Origin of the sequence: Rhizobium sp. N731 (assembly GCF_001664145.1) — a bacterium.
GTDB classification, from domain to species: domain Bacteria; phylum Pseudomonadota; class Alphaproteobacteria; order Rhizobiales; family Rhizobiaceae; genus Rhizobium; species Rhizobium esperanzae.
The window spans coordinates 4,310,269-4,333,551 of sequence record NZ_CP013601.1; the positions used below are offsets into that span (position 1 = coordinate 4,310,269).

Genomic DNA, 23,283 nt, shown 5'->3' on the forward strand with positions numbered 1-23,283 from the left:
AGAAGAGAAAGAGAGCTTGAGAAATGGGTTTTAAAGTAGCAGTTGCGGGAGCGACCGGAAATGTTGGCCGGGAGATGCTCAACATCCTCTCCGAACGCGGCTTCCCCGCCGATGAGGTCGTGGCGCTCGCCTCGGCACGTTCGCAGGGCACCGAAGTGTCCTACGGCGACCGGACGCTGAAGGTTTCCAATCTGGAGAATTACGATTTCTCCGATACCGATATCTGCCTGATGTCGGCCGGCGGCGAGGTCTCCAAGAAGTTCTCGCCCAAGATCGGCCAGCAAGGCTGCGTCGTCATCGACAATTCCTCGGCCTGGCGCTATGACGCCGACGTGCCGCTGATCGTGCCGGAAGTGAACCCGGACGCCGTCACGCAGTTCACCAAGCGCAACATCATTGCCAATCCGAATTGCTCGACCGCACAGCTGGTGGTGGCGCTGAAGCCGCTGCACGACTTCGCCAAGATCAAGCGCGTCGTCGTCTCGACCTACCAGTCGGTCTCCGGCGCCGGCAAGGACGGCATGGACGAACTCTTCAACCAGACCCGCGCCGTCTTTGTCGCCGATCCGATCGAGAACAAGAAGTTCACCAAGCGCATCGCCTTCAACGTCATCCCGCACATCGATAGCTTCATGGAAGACGGCTACACCAAGGAAGAATGGAAGGTGCTGGCCGAGACGAAGAAGATGCTCGATCCGAAGATCAAGGTGACCTGCACGGCGGTCCGTGTGCCCGTCTTCATCGGTCATTCGGAATCGGTCAACATCGAATTCGAAAACGAGATCACCGCCGATCAGGCTCGCGATATCTTGCGCGATGCCCCGGGCTGCCTCGTCATCGACAAGCGCGAGAACGGCGGCTACATCACGCCTTATGAATCCGCCGGCGAAGATGCGACCTACATCTCGCGCATTCGCGAGGACGCCACCGTAGAAAACGGCCTCAATATGTGGGTTGTTTCCGACAATCTGCGCAAGGGCGCGGCGCTGAACGCCATCCAAATCGCCGAGCTGCTCGTCAATCGCGGCCTGGTCAAGCCGCGCAAGCAGGCAGCCTGATACCATTTGTAAACCGTAAGATGTTAAAGCCCTGCCCGTTGAGCGGGGCTTTTTCCGGGGCAAATACGACTGTATAAGCGCTCGCTGAACGATGATCGTGACAAAATCGCGAGTGGCTGGCATTCTCTTGCCCGCTTAAAAACTATGCAGATCGAGAGCGGGGTTTCTCAATGCGCATGACAAAGTTGTTTCTGGCGGCCGCTGCGGCAATGGGCGTCCTCCAAGCGGTACCGGCGTTCGCGCAAGGGCCGCAATGTGGCAATACCAGCGCCGGCTTCGACGCCTGGGTCGCCGATTTCAAGCAGACGGCAGCGGCCAACGGCGTCAGCCAATCGGTGCTCAGCCGCGCCTTCGCCAACGTCAACTACAACAAGCCGACGATCGCCGCCGACCGCGGCCAGAAAAGCTTCAAGCTCTCCTTCGACGCCTTCATGCAGAAGCGCGGCGGTGCCGCCGTCATTTCCCGCGGCCGGTCGATGAAAGCGGCCAACCAGGCCCTTTTTGCCTCGATCGAACGCCGCTTCGGCGTTCCCGCGGGTCCGCTGATCGCAATCTGGGGTATGGAGACCGGTTTCGGCAGCTATATGGGCAATCAGCATACGCTCTCGGCTGTGTCGACCCTTGCCTATGACTGCCGTCGTTCGGACTATTTCACCGATCAGCTCTACGCTGCGCTCCAGCTGGTCTCCGAGGGTTATCTGAGCCCGCAGGCCAAGGGTGCCGCCCATGGTGAAATCGGCCAGACGCAGTTTTTGCCGCGCAACGTCGTGCGCTTCGGCGCCGACGGCGATGGCGACGGCCGGGTCGACATGGTCGGCTCCCGCGCCGATGCGCTGGCCTCGACCGCAAATTTCCTCAAGGGCCACGGCTGGCGTGCCGGCGCCGGCTATCAGCCGGGAGAGCCAAATTTCACCGCGATCCAGGGCTGGAACGCCGCCAGCGTCTATCAGCAGGCGATCGCCTATATCGGCCAGCAGATCGACGGCGGCAGATAAGCCTTTGCTCTGGGAACGCCGCTGCGAAGGCGGCGTTTTTCATATGCGGGAATCAAAACCGCCGCCCGATGCCGTCTTGCGTCGTTCCTCCTGCGGCGGAGCCGGCACCACCGGCCCCGACACCACGCAATTGCGGCCGGAAGCCTTGGCGGCGTAGAGCGCCAGATCGGCGCGTTTGACCAGATCCTCGAAGTTCCGGTTGGCGGCGTCGTTTGCCCGGCCGGCGCATCCGAAGCTCGCCGTGACCTTGAGGAGATCGCCGCTCGCAAGAGGGATTTCCGCCGCCTCGATCGCCTGTCGCACGCGCTCGGCGACGATGGCGGCCTCGTCGGGCGTCGAATCCGGCAAAAGCGCCAGAAACTCCTCGCCCCCATGCCGCACCAAGAGATCGAAGGAACGAAAATTCTGGCGCGCGACGCCGGCGACGTGCCGCAGCACGGCATCGCCGGCATCGTGGCCGTGGATATCGTTGATCTTCTTGAAATGATCGAGATCGAAGAGGACGACGGAAATCCAGTGCGAGCCGTGCTCGGCCTGCGTAAGAAGCGCGGAGGCGGCGACCTCGAAGCCGCGCCTGTTGTAGAGCCCCGTCAGAAGATCGGTTTGAGCAGCGTTGCGCAACTCACCCACCAGCGTCTCCCGGTCCCGAGCGAGCTTGTCGATCAGCCGAAGTCCTCTTGCCGCCAGCATCATCACCAGCGTTGCGAGAATCAACAGGCCTGCGCACAGCGCCAGAATCTGTATCAGGTGTATGTGCGAGAGCGTGGAAAACTGCTCGCCGGTCTCGTGAATATCACTCGCAGCCTCGACCATCTTTTGCTGAAGGAAAGCCATGCGTTCGCGCTGTGCGGCCGCCCAGGCGTCGCCCATTGCGCGCGACGGCCGCGACCCGGCGAGAATGGCATCGGTGATCGCATTCGCCTTCAGTTGGTCGCCGCGACCGAGATAGGCAACGATGTCGCGCACGATCGGCGCGGTCGAATGGAAGACCATGTGATCCATGCCGGCACCGAGCATGGTCTTGCCTTGAATGAACAATTCGATCGGAAATCTGGCAGAAACATCTTGATTGAGGTAACGAGTGCCGATTCCGGTAATCAATCTTTCGCCGTAGTAGGTCAGCAGGATGCCCATCAGCTGGTTGGATTTTTCAAGCAGCACCGGGTCGCTGATCAGCGGTGAAAGTGCGTCGACGACCGCAAGCTGCTTGAGAGCCGCATACCAGTAGATGGAACCGGGATTGCTGCCGGAATAACGGCCCTGGTCGACGGCGCTTCGCGCGGCGACGATACGGCTATAGGCAAGGCTGAGGGCCGACAATTCACCTGCAAGCCCTTGATCGAGCGTATCGCGAGGCGGCAAGCTGGCATAGAAAGCGCGGCGTTCTTGATCCAGCGTCAGTCGGCTTTGCTGCATGTCGACAGCAGTCCCCCTGCTGGGATGCGCGAGATAGCGGCGAGTGGCATCGATTTCGCTCAGGATTTCCGTGGCCGCGATCGAACCGCCACGCGCAAGTACGTCGGCGAACTGCCGGTCTTTCTCGAGATCTCTGTATTGCAGGATCGAAGTTCGGAGGACGAAGACGCCTTCAATGAGCATGAAGACGAAGGGCAGCAGGATGGCGGCCAGGATAACCTTTTTGATGATTTCAAACTTCATCGCCAATCGCCACGTGGTCAAATGCCGGTCATGTGCAGCCGATTAGAAGCTTAACAGCAATCCTTAAAAAAGTGATAAACCGGTACGCTCCTAGATTTCGGGACGGATGAAATCGCGTGTTTCGGCGTCCATGACCCAGAGTTCGCCGGTCGAGATATCGAACCAGGCGCCATGAAGGTGCATTTTTCCTGCGTCCTCGAGCGCCTTTATTTCCGGGAAGGTTCTGAGATTGTTGAGCGAATTGCGAATGGAGACACGCTCCAACGCCGTCTGCCGCTCGGCCTCCGTCATCACGTCATTGCTCTGGATCTGCTCGGCTGCGGGTTTGACCAGCGACATCCACCGGCCAATGAAATCGCCGGGCGATAACGGCTCGGCATTCGGATCGAGTGCCGCCCGAATGCCGCCGCAGCGGCCATGGCCCATCACCACGATGTCCGAAACCTTCAGCGCCTGCACGGCAAATTCAAGAGCGGCCGATGTCGAATGGAAATGACCGTCCGGCTCGTAGGGCGGCACCATATTGGCAACGTTGCGGATGACGAAAAGCTCGCCCGGGCCGGCATCGAAGATCAGCTCGGGAGCCGCACGCGAGTCCGAACAGGCAATGACCAGCGTGCTCGGATTCTGGCCGTTTTCGGCAAGTTGCCGATACCGGTCGCGGGCGTCGGCATAACGCCCGTTCATAAAGTTGCGATAACCGTTCAGAAGGGTGTTTGGAAAACGCTGCATGCCTCTGGATTAGCGCGGGCGGAAGACAAGATCAACTGCTGCACCGCAAAATGCGCACATTGACAAATGCGTCATTTTTTCCGCCGCTGCGCCGGATGTACGAGCCGGCGCATCTGCACCATGGCCATCGGCGACGACAGGCTGGACGCATCGCTGGCCAGCATCAACTCGTTGCTGCCGCGCTTGACCGCACGCGCAAGCACTTCGAACACGCTGGCGGTGGCAAGCTGCAACGCCTTTTCATCCTCGAGGCCGGACAGCAGGCGCGACAGAAAAACGGCGGCCAGCAGGTCGCCGAGACCATTCGGCGGATTGTCGACGACGCGGTGCTCGGCAAGAAGCGCGTGACGGCCGGAAAGGTAGAGGTTGCCGGTGCCACCCGCCATCATCGGCACCGCCGAGGTGACGAGCATGCGCGACGGCCCGAGCGCCAGCGCCGCCTCCATGATCGCACTGTTGTCGTCGAGCGCTGCTCCCGACAGCCAGGCGAGCTCGTACCGGTTCGGCGTTGCGAGCGAGGCCAGCGGAATGAGATGATCACGAATGGCCTCGGCCGTCGCTTCCGGCACGTAGAGGCCGCCGAGATCGCCCATGACCGGATCACAGACATAAAGCAGTTCGGGATTGTTTTGCCGGAGCGCAGCGATCAGCCGACCGACCGAGCGTGCCTGGGCAGCATTGCCGAAATAGCCCGAAAGCACCGCCCTGACTTCACCGATCCAGGGCGCACGGATCAGGTCGTCGATCGCCGCGTCGAAATCGGCTTCCGCAAATGTCAGCCGCGTCGAACGGCCATGGCCGGGATGCCACGGCAGGACGATGGTCGGCAGCGCCCAGACCGGATGGCCGAGCGTCTCCAGCGCAAACACCGCCGCCCGGTTGCCAACAGAGCCACGCACGACATGGCTGGAAATAACGATGACTGCGCCCGCTGCATTTTCCGACATGAAATCGAGGTCCGAATGATGATGGCGTTTGATGATCTTTTTGACGCCGGGCTGTCAACCATTCTTCACGTGAGCACGGAAATGTGCCGCGAAAGCAAAGCCGGAAGAGAGGCCTTGCCAATGCGTTTTAGCCTCGAAAGCGAAAAAATCTCTGCCAATTTCCCATTTCCGCCGGCAAAAAAGCATCAAAACAATGCCTCAGGCCTCTCTTTTAGAGATTTTTTCGAGAAATCTTCTGCTAGCTTGCGAAAAATCAGTCCATTGCGGGGAGGCGATTCATGGCTGCCAGAAACAATCCGAAACGGGAGAAGCAGATCGAAACGGCGCGCAAGATCGCCAAGGCGATGAGCGAGGCGCATCTCGATCCGGAAATTCTCTTCGGCCGGGCGAGCAATGACGATCTGGAACTCTATACGCCCGACATGCTGGCACGTTCTGCCGTGCATTCGGCAAAGGAACTTGCCGCCTGGAACGGCAAGGCGCCCCGCGTCAGCATCGACACAATTGCCGAGGTGACGCCTGGCGGCACCGCCGTTTCGGTGCTGTCGGTGACTGACCGGAACATGCCTTTCCTTTATGAATCGGTCATGGGCGAAGTGACGAGCACCTACCGCGATCTGTTCATGGCGGTGCATCCCATCCTCGTCATGGAAAAGGGCAAAGCCCCCGCACTCTATTCCGCCGACCACCCGAGCGATCCCGCCGCGCGCGTCAGCCATATCCAGCTCCATATTGCCCCGTTGAACTCCACCCAGGCAGCCGATCTCGTCAAACGCGTCCAGACCGTCCTCGAACAGGTCCGCCTGTCGGTTTCCGATTGGAAGCCGATGCTTGCCAAGCTCGATGGGGTGATCGCCGAGCTTTCGGCCAATGGCGCCGGCCGCAGGAAGGCCGAACATGCCGAGGCGGTGGCCTTCCTGGCCTGGCTGCGCGACGAGAATTTCACCTTCCTCGGCATGCGTGAATATATTTATTCGGGCAAGGGCGCCGACGCTAAGGTCGAGCGCGACAAGGGCGCCGGCCTCGGCATCCTCTCCAACCCAGACGTTCTCGTGCTGCGCACCGGCAAGGACGCCGTGACCACCACGCCGGAGATCCTTGCCTTCCTCGACGGCCCCGACTTCCTGATCGTCACCAAGGCGAATGTAAAATCGATCGTCCATCGCCGCGCCTATATGGATTATGTCGGCGTCAAACGTTTCGACGCCGAGGGCAACGTGACCGGGGAACTCCGCATCGTCGGTCTTTTCACCTCGACGGCCTATACCTCGCTCGCCTCCGAAATCCCGCTGCTGCGGTCGAAGATCGAAAAGGTGAAGGAGCATTTCGGCTTCGACCCGATGAGCCATTCCGGCCGCATGCTCGACAACACGCTGGAATCCTACCCGCGCGACGACCTTTTCCAGATCGACACGACGCTGCTTGCAAGCTTTGCCGAGCAGATCAACGATCTCGCCGACCGGCCGCGCGTGCGCGTCCTGCCGCGCATCGACCATTTCGACCGCTTCGTCTCGGTGATCGTCTATGTTCCGCGTGAGGAATATGACTCGATCGTGCGCGAGCGGATCGGCACCTATCTGAAGACGGTCTATGACGGCCGTGTCTCCGCCTATTACCCGGCTTTTCCCGAAGGCGGCGTCGCGCGCGTGCACTTCATCATCGGCCGTTCCGGCGGCAAGACGCCGCGTATTCCGCAGGCAAGGCTCGAGCAGACGATCCGCGAAATCACCGCCCGCTGGGACGACCGTTTCGAAGCGCTCGCCGGACCAAAGTCGCCGAGACTGTCGGTCGATCAGGCCTTCCAGGATTCTTTCACCCCTGAAGAAACCGTGGCCGACCTTGCCGATATCGGCGCTTGCGCCGCCGGCGAGCCGCTCCGCATCCAGTTTTATCATCGCCAGGAAGAACAGGGTGGTATCCTCTCGCTGAAAATCTTCCATGCCGGCGGTCAGCTGGCCTTGTCGCGCCGCGTGCCGCTTCTCGAGAACCTCGGCTTCAATGTCGTCAGCGAACGCACCTTCGACATCGGGGTGCAGGTCGCCGATGGCGCAACCCAACTCGTCGTGCTGCACGACATGGAGCTCGAGACCCGCACCGGCGGCGAAATCGATCTGCACCGGTATGGTGCCGCCCTCGAGGAAGCCTTCGTCGCCGCCTTCGCCGGCACGATCGACAATGACAGCTTCAACCGGCTGATCCTTTCGGCCGGGCTCTCGGCGCGCGAAGCCAATGTGTTGCGCGCCTATGCCCGTTATCTCCGCCAGGCCGGCATCGCCTATTCGCAGGATTACATCGCAACGACGCTCGACAAATATCCTGGCGTGGCCGCGGCGATCTTCCGGCTGTTCCACGACACGCTCGATCCAAAGCTTTCCGACAAAGCCCGCGTCAAGAAGATCGCCGACCTGCACCAGGCGATCGAGGCCGATCTTGCCAACGTGCCGAGCCTGGACGACGACCGTATCCTGCGCCGCTACGTCAACATCGTCGACGCGACGCTGCGCACCAACTATTTCCAGAAGAACCCGGACGGGTCGCCGAAAGCCATGCTGGCCTTCAAGCTCGATCCGCACCTGGTCGACGGGCTGCCGCAACCGAAACCCTTCCGCGAGATGTTCGTCTACGGCGTCGAGGTCGAAGGTGTGCACCTGCGCTTCGGCAAGGTGGCGCGCGGCGGCCTGCGCTGGTCGGACCGCGCCGAGGATTATCGCACCGAGGTGCTCGGCCTGGTCAAGGCGCAACAGGTGAAAAACGCCGTCATCGTGCCGGTCGGCGCCAAGGGCGGTTTTTATCCGAAAAGGCTGCCGGTGGGCGGCAGCCGCGACGAGATCTTCAATGCCGGCCGCGAGGCTTACAAAACCTATATCCGCACGCTGCTTTCGATTACCGACAACATCTCCGGCGCCGAGATCGTGCCGCCGACGGATACGATCAGGCTCGATGGTGACGACCCCTATTTCGTCGTCGCCGCCGACAAGGGCACAGCGACCTTCTCCGACACCGCCAATGCTCTGGCGCAGGAGGCCGGCTTCTGGCTGGACGACGCCTTCGCCTCCGGCGGCTCGGCCGGCTATGATCACAAGAAGATGGGCATCACCGCCCGCGGCGCCTGGGAAACCGTGAAACGCCATTTCCGCGAAATGGACATCGACATCCAGACGACGCCCTTTACCGTCGCGGGCGTCGGCGACATGTCGGGCGACGTCTTCGGCAACGGCATGCTGCTCTCTCCGAAGATCAGGCTCATCGCCGCCTTCGATCACCGCGACATCATCATCGACCCCGATCCCGATATGGAAAAGACGCTGGCCGAGCGGCAGCGCCTCTTCAATCTGCCGCGCTCGAGCTGGCAGGACTTCGATAAAAACGTCCTTTCGAAGGGCGCGATGATCATTTCGCGCTCGGCGAAATCGGTGACGCTGACGCCGGAAGCGGTGAGCGCGATCGGCATCGACAAAGCCGTGGCCACGCCCTTCGAGATCATGACGGCGATCCTGAAGAGCCCGGTCGACCTGCTCTGGTTCGGCGGCATCGGCACCTATGTGAAGGCGGCGTCCGAAACCGATACCGAAGTCGGCGACCGCGCCAATGACCCGATCCGCATCACCGCGGCGGAGGTGGGCGCCAAGGTGATCGGCGAAGGCGCCAACCTCGGCGTCACCCAGAAGGGCCGCATCGCCTATGGCCTCAAAGGCGGGCGCTGCAACTCCGACGCCATCGACAATTCGGCCGGCGTCAACACCTCGGACGTCGAGGTCAACATCAAGATCGCGCTGGCGGCCGCCATGCACGACGGGAGGTTGACGCGGGCAAAACGCGACCAGCTTCTGTCGTCGATGACCGCCGAAGTGGCGGCCCTGGTCCTGCGCAACAATTATCTCCAGTCGCTGGCGATCTCGCTCATCGAACGCAAGGGCACGGCAAACGGCCTGGAACTCGCCCGCTTCATGAGCGTGCTCGAAGCCGCCGGCCAGCTGAACCGCAAGGTCGAGACCTTGCCGGATGAGCAGACGCTGGCCGAACGTTACACGGCCGGCAAGCCGCTGACGCGGCCGGAAATCGGCGTGTTGCTGTCCTACGCCAAGATCGTGCTCTTCGATGCGCTCGCCGCGAGCGACCTGCCCGACGACCCTTATTTTGCCACGACGCTGTCGAATTACTTCCCCGTCAAAATGCAGAAGTCGAACGCGGGCGATATATCAGGCCACCGGCTGCGGCGCGAAATCATCGCGACCGTGCTTGCCAATGAAGCGATCAACCGCGGCGGGCCGAGCTTTACCGTCGCGATGATGGACGCGACGGCGGCTTCGGCGCCGGAGGTCGTGCGTGCCGCGATCGTCGCGCGCGACGGTTTCGACCTCCCCAGGCTCTGGGCCGAGACCGATGCGCTCGACGGCAAGATATCCGGCGAAGTGCAGAACCGCATTTACGAGGAAATCAGCCACAGTTTTGTCGTTCTCACGCGCCTGCTGTTGAAAACAGCGATGACCAAAGCCGATATGGCAGAGGTGATTAGCCGGCTTCAGGCTGCCTTGAAGAAGTTGAGGCCTGCTTTCGCCGAACAGGCCGCCGGCGATGCTGCCGCACGCCAGGCGGAATATGCCGAGGCCGGCGTGCCCGAAAAGCTGGCGGCCGAAATCGCCAACCTCCAGAGCTTCGCGCTGGTGCCGGAGATCATGCAGATTGCCGAGCGCACTGGCGAGCCGCTGGTGCGCGCCGCCGAAAATTATTTTGCGGTATCGAAAACCTTTCGGATCGCCCGGCTGCTGGCGGCCGGCGGCCGGATTCTCACCTCCGACCATTACGAAAACCTGGCGCTTGCCCGCAGCATCGACCAGATCGCCAGCGCCCGGCGCGACATCGTCATCTCGGCGCTTTCCGATCACGGCAAGGAGAAGCTGCCCGTCCAGGCGTGGCATGCGCAGGATCGCGTCCGCATCAACCGCATCGTCGAGGAGCTTTCGAGCCTCAGCGACAGCGGCGATCCCAATCTTGCGCGCATCACTGTTGCCGCAGGCATCCTGACCGATCTTGCGCGCGACCGGGCGAGGTGAGACAGTCCGCGAAAAAGGAGCGGATGTTGAATCGCATAGACTGGACAGGAACGCAGCCGCCGAAAGCCACGGAGAAGGGCATCTGGGGGTGGATGTTCTTCGATTGGGCGGCCCAGCCTTTCTTCACGGTGGTCACCACCTTTATCTTCGGGCCCTATTTCGTCTCCCGCTTAACCGATGACCCGGTTTCGGCGCAGACGACATGGAGCAACATGGCGACGATCTCGTCCGTAATCATTGCCCTGCTCTCGCCCGTTCTCGGCTCGATCGCCGACCAGTCCGGCGCGCGCAAACCCTGGATCGGCTTCTTCGCGATCATCAAGATCGTCAGCCTCTTCTGCCTGTGGTTTGCAGCCCCCGGTTCGCCGATCCTCTATCCGGTGATCTTCATGATCCTCGCCTCGGTTTCAGCCGAGTTTTCGATCGTCTTCAACGATTCGATGATGCCGCGGCTTGTCGGCAAGCATGAGGTGGGCAAGCTCTCCAACACCGCCTGGGGGCTCGGTTACCTCGGCGGCATGATCGTGCTGATTGCGGTCGTCACGCTTCTGGCGGCAAGCCCGGAAAGCGGCAAGACGGTTCTCGGCCTCGATCCGCTTTTCGGCCTCGATCCCAAGACCGGTCAGGACGCACGCATCACCGGGCCGATCTCGGCCGTCTGGTACCTGATTTTCATCCTGCCGATGTTCTTCTTCACACCCGATGTCGGCAGAGGCCTGCCCTTCGGCACCGCAATCCGCGCCGGCCTGCGGGACCTGAGAAACACGCTCGGCGAACTCAAGGAACGCCGCGGCATCCTGAAATTCCTCATCGCCCGAATGATCTATCAGGACGGCGTCAACGGCCTGTTGATCCTCGGCGGCGTTTTCGCCGCCGGCATGTTCGGCTGGGCGACGATCGAGATCGGCCTCTACGGCATCATCCTGAACGTCGTCGCGATCTTCGGCTGCCTGATCGCCGGCCGGATCGACAAGGGCGTCGGTTCCAAGGTAACCGTCGTCATCAGCCTCACCATGCTGCTTCTGGCCACCATCGGCATCATCTCGACCGGGCCGGGTTACACCCTGTTTGGCCTGATGCCGCTGCCGACCGCCGATTCCGGCGGCCTCTTCGGCACCGCCGCGGAAAAGGCCTATATCCTTTATGGCCTGCTGATCGGGCTCGCCTTCGGGCCGGTGCAGGCCTCGTCGCGCTCCTATCTCGCGCGTAGCGTCAGCCTCGAGGAAGCCGGCCGCTATTTCGGCATCTACGCGCTTTCGGGGCGCGCCACGAGTTTCATGGCGACGCTGCTTTTCTCGCTGGTGACCTATCTGAGCGGCTCACCGCGGCTCGGAATGGCGACGCTGATCCTCTTCCTCGCCAGCGGGCTGGTGCTGCTGATCCGCACGCCCTATCCGGCCGATCGCGCCTGACAATTCTCCGGCACCCGTCAGTGCCGGAAGTGGCGCATGCCGGTGAAGACCATCGCGACGCCGTGTTCGTTGGCGGCGTCGATGACCTCCTGGTCTCGCATCGAACCGCCCGGCTGGATAACCGCTGTCGCCCCTGCGGCGATCATCGACAGAAGGCCATCGGCAAATGGCAGGAAGGCTTCGGAAGCAACCGCCGAACCCTGCGTCATCGGCGCCGGGAGACCGAGTGCCTTGGCGGCCTCTTCGGCCTTCAGCGCCGCGATGCGGGCGGAATCCACCCGGCTCATCTGGCCGGCGCCGATTCCGGCCGTCTGGCCGTCCTTGGCATAGACCACGGCGTTCGATTTGACATGTTTGCCGACCTTGAAGGCAAACTTCATATCATCAAGCTCCTGCGCCGTCGGCACCCGCTTGGTGACGACCTTGAGCTCCAGATCCTCGACCATGCCGTTGTCGCGGTTCTGGACGAGCAAACCGCCGGAAACGGTCTTTGCCGTCAGTCCCGGGGCGCGCGGATCGGGCAGGCCACCGGCCGACAGCAGCCGCAGGTTCGGCTTGCGAGCGACGATCGCCTTGGCCTCCTCCGTAACGTCGGGCGCAATGATCACCTCGGTGAAGAGCTTGACGATCTCCTCGGCCGTTTCGGCGTCCAATATCCGGTTGAGGGCGATAATACCGCCGAAGGCGGAAACCGAATCACAGGCGAGCGCCCGCTGATAGGCTTCCAGGAGGCTCGAGCCGGTGGCGACGCCGCAGGGATTGGCATGTTTGATGATCGCGCAGGCGGGCGCCTTTTCCGGCAGGAATTCGGCGACGAGTTCGTAGGCGGCATCGGTGTCGTTGATATTGTTATAGGAGAGCTGCTTGCCCTGCAGCAGCACGGCCGTCGAAACACCCGGGCGCTTCTCGCCCGTGGCGTAGAAGGCGGCCTTCTGGTGCGGATTTTCGCCGTAGCGCATCTCTTCCTTCAGCACGCCGCCGATGACGCGGTGGCGCGGCGTGTCGATCGCCAGCGCTTCGGCAAACCAGTTGGAAATCATGGCATCATAGGCCGCGGTACGGGCATAGGCCTTGGCCGCCATGCGCTGGCGGAAGGCATAGGCGGTCTTGCCGTCATCCGCCGAAAGCTGCTCCTTGAACTCGGCATAATCCTCGGGATCGGTCAGGATGGTCACATAGGCATGGTTCTTGGCCGATGCACGGATCATCGCCGGACCGCCGATGTCGATATTTTCGACGGTTGTCGGATAATCGCCGTCGGCCGCGCGCACCTCTTCGAAAGGGTAGAGGTTGATGACGGCAAGATCGATGCCCTCGATGCCGTGCTTTTTCATCGCCTCCTGATGCTCGCGATCGTCGCGAATCGCCAGCAGGCCGCCATGCACCGTCGGATGCAGCGTCTTGACGCGCCCATCCATGATCTCGGGAAAGCCGGTGATCTCGGAGACATCGGTGACGGCGAAACCGGCAGCGGCGATCGCCTTATAGGTGCCGCCGGTCGACAGCAGACGCACGCCTCTTTCGGACAATGCCCGGGCGAGCTCGACGATGCCGGTCTTGTCGAACACGGAGAGGAGCGCGGTCTTGATTTCGACCTTGTCCGGGGCGGGGATCTTTTTGGAAATGACGGCCATGAACCTTCTCCGTTCGGGCTTCGGGAGATGTCCGCTAGAGCATGAGGCCGAAAAGTGTGAGCGGCTTTCGGACGACATCCTGCCTTAGGGACGTTTTCTTGCTGTCGCCGCGTTAGCACAGCTTTGACGCCACGCAAACAGCGCTGATGCTCTGCCTTCGATTTACTCCCGGATTCGAATTTGGCGAGCCGGCGTTCCCGTCTAAGCCTTACGGGAGAGGAACCAGCGGATCTCCGTCTTCTCGGCCAGATCGAAATCGATCTCGATCTGGTCAGAGCCGCAAATGCCGGAGCTGTCGGCAAAGAAGATGTCTTCGGAAATCAGCACTTCGTTGCCGGGCGCGGAAAACAGCCAGCTTTCGCCGTCCGGCGCCGTCAGCAGCACGGATTCTCCATCGCTCTGCTGCAGAACGATGGACGGATGAATATGAAAACGGGCGACGGCCTTCAGGGCCTCGTCACTTTCATATCCTTCACGCCGGATGAGCCGGTCGTGACCTGTCACCATCGAACCTGCGGCATTGAGCGTCAGCTCACGCTCGTGGAGCACGCCGAACGTCCTGAGATAACCGTCATGGCTGAGCTTGATGCTGTCGCGCCCATCCTCCGTTTCCAAACGTTCGACGGTGACGGTTTTCACCGGTTCGGTGATCGCGTGATCGAGGAAAGGCGAGTGTGAAAAACGGCTGGATGAGGTGTCGTTGAGGATGACGGTCGAATGCGCCGCGGTCGTGCGCGCCATCTGCACATAGCGGTGTCCGGCGAATTTCGGCGAGCCGGAATTGACGATGAAGCGATGGCGGCCGGACGACATTTCGAAGGAAAGGCTGCCGGCATGCGCGGTCCGCACTGCGCCGCCCGAAGGCGGAGTGCCGGTATCGGCGATGATAACCGTCTTGCCCCCGGAAAGCCGCTGATAGCGCGACTGCGGCAAAGCCTTGAATGGCTGGCCGGCGGTCTCGTCATATCTGAGCACCGACATCAGCTCATTGGCGAGCGTGGAGGTTGCGCCGTTGAAAAGCGCCAGGTCCCCGTCCTGATGCCGGAAGAACCGCAAAGCCGGATACATGCGGTCGATGCCGGAGATCAGCTTCTGCGGCAGGTCATGGCCGAGATTGACGTAAGTCTGCCGCAGCGGCAGCAGGTCGAGCAGCAGTTCCAGGCCGATGCGCGGGTTGCGCGAGATATGGCCGCCATCCGGCAGAATCTGGCTATCGAACTGACGGTCGAGCGCCTGCGCCGCTCTTCGAAGCGTGGAGGGGCGGGCCGGCATGGCGACGGAGGCCATGGCGAGCGCGATGCGCAGCCGGAACAGCTCCAGGCCGCCGAGCGTATAGGGCGCCATGCGATGCAGGAACCTGACCTGGAAAGCCAGCGACTTCATGAAACGGCGATAGAAGCCGCGGTCGGCATTCTGCAGCACAACAGGCGAATGCGACAGCCAGGCGATGACGCGCTGAGCGGTGACGTCGGTCTCCCAGGCAATTCCTTCCATACGGCCGGCATGGATGGAAAGCCAGCTGTCGACGATGGCGCGGGCAGCAGCCGCGCTGCGTTCCGTCTTGTGCGCCCGCATGTGCCGCAGCCAACCGAAGCTGTGCAGGCGCGTCGCAAAAGGCCGCGAGGGCAGGGTGAAGATGAAGGGCGATTTGCCGTTCGTTTCCAGCATGCGCCCGGCCAGAAGGAAACGTCCATTGAGAATTTCGTCGGCCACATGCGAATCGATGCCGCGAAGATCGGTCGGAGCGACGATCAGACGCTCGGGCGGTTTGATCGAATGGCGAATGAGCTTCAGGCGCAGCAATGCGACGCGGCGCAAGGCGCGCCGCCAAGCTTCCCGAACATACATGCTCGCAAAACGCCGACCGGACTGCATATTCTATTGTCTATTGACCCTCGTAGTTAAGAATAGGTGAAAAGCAGCCGATTTCATCGCCCACAATGAATTAATTCGTGACAAAATTCGAATATACGAAAATTAGTGCATGTCATTCGAGGACATTCCGGAGTTTCGCAAAGAATGACGGACGTGCTGCCCTCGCAGGGGCGCGGATTTGGCGACGCGTTTGAACTCAATCAGACCGCTCGCCGCAGCACCGCCGCGTAGAAGCCATCGAGGCCGGAGGCGATGCCTTCGGGCATCTTCAGCATGGTCGGAAGCGTACGGAATTCGCCGAGCGGCGTGATCGCCGCTTCAAGACCGGGCCAGTCGCCGGCGCTGATCGGCACGCGCTCAATTGCGTCCGTATCGGAAAGAACGCGGGCGACGACCTCCTCGCCTTCGGCGGGATCGAGCGAGCAGTTCGAAAACACCAGCGTGCCGCCGGGCTTCAGCAAAGTCAGCGCATGAAGCAGCAGCCGCTCCTGCAGCGCCGCCAGCCTCGCGATATCATCCGGCCCCTTGGTCCACAGCACGTCGGGGTGCCGGCGCGTCGTGCCGGTGGAAGAGCAGGGGGCGTCGAGCAGGATCGCATCGAAACCTTCTGCCGGCTTGAACGTCGTCAGGTCTGCCGCGACGGTTTCCGCCTTCAGGCCAAGCCGGTCGAGATTCGACCGCAGCCGTCTTAGCCGGCTTTCCGACTGATCGAGGGCGGTCACCGCGCCGCCGGCGAGGATGAGCTGCGCTGTCTTGCCGCCGGGTGCCGCACAGAGATCGGCGGCACGTTTGCCCGAGAGATCACCGAAAAGCCTGGCCGGAATGCTTGCCGCCGCATCCTGCACCCACCAGGCACCGTCGTCGAAGCCCTCCAGTGAAGGAATTCCGCCGTCAAAGGCGGCAAGCCGGACTCCGCCCGTCGGCAGGGTAACGCCGTTCAGCTTCTTCGCCCAGGCTTCGGCGTCGGATTTGACGGTCAAATCGATCGCAGCAGGTTCGAGCTGTGATCGCGAGATCGCCAGCGCCGCGTCGCGGCCATAGGCCCTCTCCAGCCGTGTGAGGAACCAGCCCGGCATCGGCGGAACCTTGCCGATCTCCTCCAGCACCTCGTCCTTTTCGCGGCCGAGCCGGCGCAGGACCGCGTTGACCAGCTTGGCGAAGCGGCGATTGCGTGGATCGAGGTTGGCCTGCTCGACGGCAAGATCGACGGCCGAATGATCCGGCACGTCGAGATAGAGGATCTGCGCAGCCGCGATTGCCAGAACATGGTGCAAGGCCCGCGCACCCTCCGGCAGCGGCGATTCCAGCAGCAAGGCAATTGCGGCGCCGATGCGCGGCAGATGGCGCAGCGTCGTGTTCAGAATGGCGCGGACAAGGGCGCGATCGCTTTCGCCAAGCGCCTTATAGGCCGGATTGCCATGTTCATGATCGAGAGCGCCGTCGAGCGGCAGCTTGCGGTCGACGACGGCAGCCAGAATTTTTGCAGCCGCCGCCCGGGCCTGCAGGCCGGGCTTGGCTGGCGCCGATCGACCGGCGGAAGGTTTCTGTTTCCGGAATGGCTTTTTCGTGCCGTCTGAATTCAAGACCACGGACCTTTTGGCGGTTGCGAACCACCGCGACCCGTATTCGGAACAGAGCGCGATTTGCGCGACGGATTAGCAGCACGCACCGGTCCCGTCGAGACATTCATGCCGCTTTGCGCCATCTCCTGCAGCGCGGCAATGCGGTTTTCCGTGTTCGGATGGGTGGAAAACAGATTGTCCATGCGCTCGCCGGAAAGCGGGTTGATGATGAACATATGCGCCGTCGCCGGATTGCGCTCGGCATCCTCATTCGGCACATGGGCCGCGCCACGGGCGATCTTTCCAAGTGCGGAGGCGAGCCAGAGCGGATTGCCGCAGATTTCGGCGCCGCGCCGGTCGGCCGAATATTCACGCGTACGGCTGATCGCCATCTGCACCAGCATGGCGGCGAGCGGTGCGACGATCATCGCGACGAGAACGCCGATGAAACCGAGGGGATTATTGTTGTTGTCGCGATTGCCGCCGAAGAAGAAGGCGAAGTTGCCGAGCATCGAGATCGCGCCGGCAAGCGTTGCCGTGATCGTCATGGTCAACGTGTCGCGGTTCTGAATATGGGCGAGCTCATGCGCCATCACGCCGGCGACCTCCTCCGGAGAAAGGGCTTGGAGCAGGCCGGTCGAGGCGGCGACGGCGGCATTTTCGGGATTGCGGCCGGTGGCGAAGGCATTCGGCTGCGGGCTGTCGTAGAGATAGACCTTCGGCATCGGCAGCCCGGCATTACGGGCGAGATCGCGCACGATCGCAAAGAATTCCGGCGCATTGCGTTCGTCGATCTCATGCGCGCGATAGGCTGAAAGCACCATGCGATCGGAGTTCCAATAGGAGAAGAAATTCATGCCGGCGGCAATGAGAAAGGCGATCATCATGCCGCCCCGACCGCCGATCAGAAAGCCGACGAACATGAAAAGCGCCGTCATGAAGGCAAGCAACATGGCAGTGCGAACGAGGTTCATTGCGAATCTCCAACTCCGATTTCGGCGTCGCAAGCTTTCATTCCCGGCGACCGCGCATTATGATTTGGTTATTCACCCGCCATTTTCAATATTTCCGGCAGGAGAAGGCCATGCAGGAAGCCGATAACGACAATAGCCAAACGCCGACGGTGGAGGGATCGGAGCCGCCGCGCAAAGTGCTGTCCCCGGCGGCCCAACGTGCGCTTGCCGAGGCTGAGGAACGACGGAAGAACCAGAAGCCGCTGGAGCTTCCGCCTGAGATCGGCGGCCGCGGCGGAGCCGAGCCCGCCCGCTTCGGTGATTACGAGATCAACGGCCGGGCAATCGATTTTTAGGCAAGGATTGTTCGGCCCGAATCTGGGCCTCGTGCGGGCCATCCAAATTCAGCCAGCCAAAACAAAGTGAGCCGCCCCGGGACTCGGATGGCCGGAGCGGCTCTTTATATCAGGCGGTCACCTTGTTCTGCCGGTTGGCGATCAGATCGTCGACGACGGCGGGATCGGCGAGCGTCGAGGTATCGCCGAGAGCGCCGAAATCGTCTTCGGCGATCTTGCGCAGGATGCGGCGCATGATCTTGCCGGAGCGGGTTTTCGGCAGGCCGGGCGCGAACTGGATCTTATCGGGCGCTGCGATCGGTCCGATTTCGGTACGCACATGTTTCACCAGTTCCTGGCGAAGCGTGTCGGTGCCTTCGTGGCCGGCCATCAGCGTCACGTAGCAATAGATGCCCTGACCCTTGATCGAGTGCGGGTAGCCGACGACCGCGGCCTCCGACACCAGATTATGCGAGACGAGGGCGGACTCCACCTCCGCCGTTCCGAGCCGGTGGCCGGAGACGTTGAGTACGTCGTCGACACGGCCGGTAATCCAGTAATAGCCGTCTTCGTCGCGCCGGCAGCCGTCGCCGGTGAAATACTTGCCCTTGTAGGTGGAGAAATAAGTCTGGATGAAGCGGTCGTGATCGCCATAGACGGTGCGCATCTGGCCCGGCCAGCTGTCGGCGATGCAGAGATTGCCGTCGGCGGGGCCTTCCAGCACCTTGCCCTCATTGTCGACCAGCTGCGGCTTGACGCCGAAGAACGGCACCGTCGCCGAACCCGGCTTCAGATCGGTCGCGCCCGGCAGCGGCGTGATCATATGGCCGCCGGTTTCCGTCTGCCACCAGGTATCGATGACCGGGCAGCGCTTGTCGCCGACGACATTGTAATACCATTCCCAGGCTTCCGGATTGATCGGCTCGCCGACCGTGCCGAGCAGGCGCAGCGACGAGCGGGAGGAGCGCGTGACGAATTCGTCGCCGGCGCCCATCAGCGAGCGGATTGCCGTCGGCGCCGTATAGAAGATGTTGACCTTATGCTTGTCGATCACTTCCCAGAAACGGCCCTGATCCGGGAAATTCGGCACGCCCTCGAACATCAGCGTCGTCGCGCAGTTCGCCAGCGGCCCATAGACGATATAGGAATGGCCGGTAACCCAGCCGACATCGGCCGTGCACCAGTAGACGTCACCGTGATGATAGTCGAAGACATATTCATGCGTCATCGCCGCATAGACGAGGTAACCGCCGGTCGTGTGCAGCACGCCCTTCGGCTTGCCGGTGGAGCCTGACGTATAGAGAATGAACAGCGGATCTTCCGCCTTCATCTTCACCGGCGGGCATTCCGGTTTCACGCTGGCGATTTCCTGATGATACCAGAGGTCGCGGCCGGGCGCCCAGCCGGTCTTGCCGCCGGTGCGGCGCACGACCAGCACCTTGCTGACAGTGACATGCTGGCGGGCAGCGATATGAATCGCCGTATCGGTATTGTCCTTCAGCGGCACCGGCTTGCCGCCGCGCAGACCTTCGTCGCAGGTGATGACGAAGGTGGATTCACAGTCGACGATGCGCCCGGCCAGGGCCTCCGGCGAGAAACCGCCGAAGACGACCGAATGCACCGCGCCGATGCGGGCGCAGGCGAGCATGGCGTAAGCCGCCTCGGGGATCATCGGCATATAGATGGTGACGCGATCGCCCTTCTTGACACCATGCTTCTTCAACACATTCGCCATCCGGCAGACGTGCTCGTAGAGCTCGTTATAGGTGATCTTCTTATCGATATAGGGGTTGTCGCCTTCCCAGATGATCGCCACCTGGTCGCCATTCGTCTTCAGATGGCGGTCGATGCAATTATAGGAAACGTTGGTCTGCCCGTCCTCGAACCATTTGATCGAGACCTTGCCGGTAAAGGAGGTGTTCTTGACCTTGGTATAAGGTTTGAACCAGTCGATCCGCTTGCCGTGCTTGCCCCAGAACTTGTCCGGATTTTCAATGCTTTCCTCGTACCATTTCAGGTACTTTTCCTTATCGATCAGGGCGCGCGCCTTCACCGGCTTCGTGACCGGATAGATCTTCTCCGACATGGAACTCCTCCTCATGGGACATGCGACGGACCGCGAGCTATACAGGGCCCGAACTTCAAATCACGGCAATTCATAGCAGTTCGCATCGCGACGGCAATTAGACAAAGGTCATTTCATTTCGGAAGAATTGCAATTCTGCGACAGTCCGGTTATATAGCGGCATATTTCCCGGACATTGTGGTGACAATCCACGGACCGCGACCGGCGCGGACGATAGAAGGACTATATCCATGGCTCAAACATTGCTCATGCCGAAGGCGACTGCCATCTGGCTTGTCGACAACACGGCGCTGTCTTTCGATCAGATCGCGCAGTTCTGCAAACTGCACCCGCTCGAAGTCAAGGCGATTGCCGACGGCGAAGCGGCGCAGGGCATCAAGGGCCTCGACCCGATCTCCACGGGACAGCTCTCCCGCGACGAGATCGCCCGTGCCGAAGCCAACCCGAACCACAAGCTAAAGCTTTCCGAACCGAAGGTGCGCGTGCCGGAATCCAAGCGCCGCGGCCCGCGTTATACGCCGGTCTCCAAGCGTCAGGACCGCCCGAACGCCATTCTCTGGCTCGTGCGCAATCATCCGGAGTTGAAGGACGCGCAGATTTCCCGCCTCGTCGGCACGACGAAATCGACGATCGAGCAGATTCGCGAGCGCACCCACTGGAACTCCGCCAACCTGGCGCCGATGGATCCGGTCACGCTCGGCCTCTGCAGCCAGATCGACCTCGACATGGAAGTGGAAAAGGCTTCCAAGGGTCGTCCGCTGCCGACCGCCGCCGAGCTGGGCGCAACGCTGCAATCGGCGCAGGAAACCGAGCGCCTGACCCCGAGTTACGAGCGCGAAGAGGAAAAGGAAATCGACGCCGACGCCGTCTTCCGCAAGCTGAGCTCGCTGCGCTCGGCCCCGAAGGACGAAGACGAGGACGACCAGTACTGAGATATCAGCCGTCTCATGCAAAAACCCTGCCGAAACCGGCGGGGTTTTTCATTGGCGTTGACCACCTGTAGAGCATCTTGCTCAAGGCCGACTAATATGCGGGTTTTCCGGCAGCCTTTCCGCTGATTTCACATCGGCAGGGAGCCAAAACCCCGTTTGCGCAGTGCCTCTTCGATCTCTTCCAGGATCGCCGGATCATCGATGGTTGCCGGCATTTTCCAGGGTATGCCGTCAGCGATTTTCTGCATGGTTCCGCGCAGGATTTTGCCGGACCGCGTTTTCGGCAGGCGATTAACGGTGATGGCCGTTTTGAAGGCCGCGACCGGGCCGATCGACTGGCGGATCATCGCCACGACCTCTGATTCGATCGCCGCCGTTTCACGGGAAACATCGCGTTTCAGAACCAGGAAGCCACAGGGCGCCTGACCCATCAGTACATCGGTCACGCCGATGACCGCGCACTCTGCGACATCGGGATGGCGTGCGCAGACCTCCTCCATCGCTCCCGTCGAAAGACGATGACCGGCGCAGTTGATGATGTCATCAGTGCGCGACATGATGAAGAGATAACCGTCCTCGTCGACATAGCCGGCATCGGCGGTCTTGTAGTAACCGGGAAATTCATCGAGATAAACCGACCGGAAACGATCGTCGGCGTTCCAGAGGGTCGGCAGGCAACCCGGCGGCAAGGGCAGCTTGATGACAATGTTGCCAAGCGTTCCCGCCTCGACCGGGTGACCGGCATCGTCGAGCACCGCGATGTCATAACCGGGCATCGGCAATGTCGGTGAGCCATGCTTGACGGGGAGGGCGCCAAGACCGAGCGGATTGGCGGCGATCGGCCAGCCGGTCTCCGTCTGCCACCAGTGATCGATGACCGGCACGCCGAGCATGCGCTCCGCCCATTTCAGCGTCTCCGGGTCCGCTCTCTCACCGGCTAGAAACAGTGCCCGGAAATCCGGCATCGTATATTGGCGCAGCAGTTCGCCCTCGCCATCCTCCCGCCGGATGACGCGGAATGCGGTCGGTGCCGTAAAAAGCACACGCACCTTATATTCCGAGACGATCCGCCAGAAGACGCCGGCATCCGGGGTGCCGACCGGCTTTCCCTCGTAGATCAGCGTGGTCACGCCTGCGATCAGTGGTGCATAAACGATGTAGGAGTGACCGACGACCCAGCCGATATCGGACGCTGTCCAAAAGACCTCGCCCGGCTTCAGCCCGTAGATATTGCGCATCGACCAGTTGAGGGCGACCATATGGCCGCCGTTGTCGCGCACCACGCCCTTCGGCTGGCCTGTCGTGCCGGAGGTGTAAAGGATGTAGAGCGGATCGGTCGACTTGACGGGAACACAGGCCACCTCGGCGCCGCGATGGCGCGCCACCGCCGCCTCGAAATCCTGGTCGCGGCCACCGGCGAGTTCTGCCTGAAGCTGCGGCCGCTGCAGCACCAAGCAGCGCTCCGGCTTCATCCGAGCAAGCTCGATCGCCTGATCGACCAGCGGCTTATAGGCGACGGTGCGGCCGGGCTCGAGGCCGCAGCTCGCGGTGATCACCAGCTTGGCGCCGCTGTCGTCGATGCGCGCCGCAAGCTCGCTGGCGGCAAAGCCGCCGAAAACGACGGAATGGACGGCACCGATGCGAGCGCAGGCGAGCATGGAAAACACCGCCTCCGGCACCATCGGCATATAAAGGATCACGCGGTCGCCTTTGCCGATGCCAAGCTCGAGCAGCGCCGCGGCGATCGCCTTCACCTCGCCAAGCGCCTCGTCATAGGTGAAGCGGCGTTTCTCGCCGGTCATGGCGCTGTCGAAGAGGATCGCCATCTCGCCGCCGCGTCCAGCCGCGGCATGCCGGTCCAGGCAATTGTAGCAAGTATTGGTCTCAGCCTCTGAAAACCAGCGGCCATAGACGCCTTCACCGGGTGAAAAGATCCGCTCCGGAGGCTTGAACCAGTCGATATCGGCGGCGGCTTCGCGCCAGAAGCCTTCGGGATCCTGTTTCCAGGCCGCATAGACCTGACGATAGCCGTTTTGCATCTGCTCCTCC

The 23,283-nt window shown here is 61.8% G+C and carries 15 protein-coding genes; 6 read left to right on the forward strand and 9 right to left on the reverse strand.

From position 1 onward, the window contains the following. Positions 1-23 precede the first annotated feature (23 nt). Together AMK02_RS20830 and AMK02_RS20835 are read left to right on the forward strand one after the other, a co-directional pair. Positions 24-1,058: an aspartate-semialdehyde dehydrogenase gene (locus tag AMK02_RS20830; RefSeq protein WP_020922622.1), complete on the forward strand. Its 1,035-nt coding sequence runs from the start codon at positions 24-26 to the stop codon at positions 1,056-1,058. A gap of 170 nt (positions 1,059-1,228) precedes the next feature. Further along, positions 1,229-2,053: a lytic murein transglycosylase gene (locus AMK02_RS20835; protein WP_011427282.1), complete on the forward strand. Its 825-nt coding sequence runs from the start codon at positions 1,229-1,231 to the stop codon at positions 2,051-2,053. A 39-nt stretch (positions 2,054-2,092) separates the two neighbouring features. Here AMK02_RS20835 and AMK02_RS20840 read toward each other — a convergent pair whose 3' ends face one another. The 3 genes from AMK02_RS20840 to pdxY all read right to left on the reverse strand — a co-directional run bounded on the left by AMK02_RS20840 (position 2,093) and on the right by pdxY (position 5,391). Continuing rightward, positions 2,093-3,712 (reverse strand): GGDEF domain-containing protein, encoded by a 1,620-nt coding sequence (locus tag AMK02_RS20840; RefSeq protein ID WP_064805765.1) that lies wholly within the window; start codon positions 3,710-3,712, stop codon positions 2,093-2,095. Positions 3,713-3,802: 90 nt separating this feature from the next. Next, the gene (locus tag AMK02_RS20845) at positions 3,803-4,444 is read right to left on the reverse strand and encodes a carbonic anhydrase (RefSeq protein ID WP_064805767.1); all 642 of its coding nucleotides are present in this window, start codon (positions 4,442-4,444) and stop codon (positions 3,803-3,805) included. Between the two features lie 71 nt (positions 4,445-4,515). Next, positions 4,516-5,391 carry a pyridoxal kinase PdxY gene (gene pdxY / locus AMK02_RS20850; protein ID WP_064805769.1) on the reverse strand — a complete coding sequence of 292 codons (876 nt, stop codon included), beginning with the start codon at positions 5,389-5,391 and terminating at the stop codon, positions 4,516-4,518. 278 nt (positions 5,392-5,669) lie between these two features. Between pdxY and AMK02_RS20855 the strand changes: the two genes are divergently transcribed. Beyond that, on the forward strand, positions 5,670-10,445 hold the full coding sequence (locus AMK02_RS20855; protein ID WP_064805771.1) for an NAD-glutamate dehydrogenase: 4,776 nt from the start codon (positions 5,670-5,672) through the stop codon (positions 10,443-10,445). Between the two features lie 23 nt (positions 10,446-10,468). Continuing rightward, on the forward strand, positions 10,469-11,857 hold the full coding sequence (locus AMK02_RS20860; protein ID WP_064805773.1) for an MFS transporter: 1,389 nt from the start codon (positions 10,469-10,471) through the stop codon (positions 11,855-11,857). Between the two features lie 17 nt (positions 11,858-11,874). Here AMK02_RS20860 and purH read toward each other — a convergent pair whose 3' ends face one another. The 4 genes from purH to htpX form a co-directional block, all read right to left on the reverse strand. Further along, on the reverse strand, positions 11,875-13,491 hold the full coding sequence (purH, locus tag AMK02_RS20865; protein WP_064805775.1) for a bifunctional phosphoribosylaminoimidazolecarboxamide formyltransferase/IMP cyclohydrolase: 1,617 nt from the start codon (positions 13,489-13,491) through the stop codon (positions 11,875-11,877). A gap of 201 nt (positions 13,492-13,692) precedes the next feature. Then, a complete protein-coding gene (locus AMK02_RS20870) occupies positions 13,693-15,366 on the reverse strand; it encodes a heparinase II/III family protein (RefSeq protein WP_064805777.1) in 1,674 nt (557 codons plus the stop codon). 200 nt (positions 15,367-15,566) lie between these two features. Beyond that, a complete protein-coding gene (locus tag AMK02_RS20875; protein WP_064805779.1) occupies positions 15,567-16,955 on the reverse strand; it encodes an RsmB/NOP family class I SAM-dependent RNA methyltransferase in 1,389 nt (462 codons plus the stop codon). Next, positions 16,946-17,902, reverse strand: a complete 957-nt coding sequence (gene htpX, locus AMK02_RS20880) for a zinc metalloprotease HtpX (protein WP_064805781.1) — start codon at positions 17,900-17,902, stop codon at positions 16,946-16,948. The genes AMK02_RS20875 and htpX overlap by 10 nt, the downstream gene beginning before the upstream one ends. Positions 17,903-18,012: 110 nt before the next feature. Between htpX and AMK02_RS20885 the strand changes: the two genes are divergently transcribed. Further along, complete coding sequence (locus AMK02_RS20885; RefSeq protein WP_064806418.1) at positions 18,013-18,237, forward strand: DUF1674 domain-containing protein; 225 nt, start codon at positions 18,013-18,015, stop codon at positions 18,235-18,237. Between the two features lie 109 nt (positions 18,238-18,346). On the opposite strand, the gene acs is transcribed toward AMK02_RS20885, so the two are convergent. Continuing rightward, positions 18,347-20,302: an acetate--CoA ligase gene (acs, locus tag AMK02_RS20890; protein ID WP_064805783.1), complete on the reverse strand. Its 1,956-nt coding sequence runs from the start codon at positions 20,300-20,302 to the stop codon at positions 18,347-18,349. A gap of 230 nt (positions 20,303-20,532) precedes the next feature. Between acs and AMK02_RS20895 the strand changes: the two genes are divergently transcribed. Continuing rightward, on the forward strand, positions 20,533-21,234 hold the full coding sequence (locus AMK02_RS20895) for a DUF1013 domain-containing protein (RefSeq protein WP_010019544.1): 702 nt from the start codon (positions 20,533-20,535) through the stop codon (positions 21,232-21,234). Positions 21,235-21,362: 128 nt separating this feature from the next. On the opposite strand, the gene AMK02_RS20900 is transcribed toward AMK02_RS20895, so the two are convergent. Continuing rightward, positions 21,363-23,273, reverse strand: a complete 1,911-nt coding sequence (locus tag AMK02_RS20900) for a propionyl-CoA synthetase (protein ID WP_064805785.1) — start codon at positions 23,271-23,273, stop codon at positions 21,363-21,365. Positions 23,274-23,283: the final 10 nt, after the last annotated feature.

Bases quoted from the DNA above. Each gene is read 5' to 3' on its own strand.
- AMK02_RS20830 (WP_020922622.1), top strand. From the start codon at position 24: ATGGGTTTTAAAGTAGCAGTTGCGGGAGCGACCGGAAATGTTGGCCGG.
- AMK02_RS20885 (WP_064806418.1), top strand. From the start codon at position 18,013: ATGCAGGAAGCCGATAACGACAATAGCCAAACGCCGACGGTGGAGGGA.
- AMK02_RS20840 (WP_064805765.1), bottom strand. From the start codon at position 3,712: ATGAAGTTTGAAATCATCAAAAAGGTTATCCTGGCCGCCATCCTGCTG.
- AMK02_RS20900 (WP_064805785.1), bottom strand. From the start codon at position 23,273: ATGCAAAACGGCTATCGTCAGGTCTATGCGGCCTGGAAACAGGATCCC.
- AMK02_RS20845 (WP_064805767.1), bottom strand. From the start codon at position 4,444: ATGCAGCGTTTTCCAAACACCCTTCTGAACGGTTATCGCAACTTTATG.
- AMK02_RS20860 (WP_064805773.1), top strand. From the start codon at position 10,469: ATGTTGAATCGCATAGACTGGACAGGAACGCAGCCGCCGAAAGCCACG.
- AMK02_RS20835 (WP_011427282.1), top strand. From the start codon at position 1,229: ATGCGCATGACAAAGTTGTTTCTGGCGGCCGCTGCGGCAATGGGCGTC.
- AMK02_RS20895 (WP_010019544.1), top strand. From the start codon at position 20,533: ATGGCTCAAACATTGCTCATGCCGAAGGCGACTGCCATCTGGCTTGTC.
- purH (WP_064805775.1), bottom strand. From the start codon at position 13,491: ATGGCCGTCATTTCCAAAAAGATCCCCGCCCCGGACAAGGTCGAAATC.
- AMK02_RS20855 (WP_064805771.1), top strand. From the start codon at position 5,670: ATGGCTGCCAGAAACAATCCGAAACGGGAGAAGCAGATCGAAACGGCG.
- pdxY (WP_064805769.1), bottom strand. From the start codon at position 5,391: ATGTCGGAAAATGCAGCGGGCGCAGTCATCGTTATTTCCAGCCATGTC.
- htpX (WP_064805781.1), bottom strand. From the start codon at position 17,902: ATGAACCTCGTTCGCACTGCCATGTTGCTTGCCTTCATGACGGCGCTT.
- AMK02_RS20870 (WP_064805777.1), bottom strand. From the start codon at position 15,366: ATGCAGTCCGGTCGGCGTTTTGCGAGCATGTATGTTCGGGAAGCTTGG.
- acs (WP_064805783.1), bottom strand. From the start codon at position 20,302: ATGTCGGAGAAGATCTATCCGGTCACGAAGCCGGTGAAGGCGCGCGCC.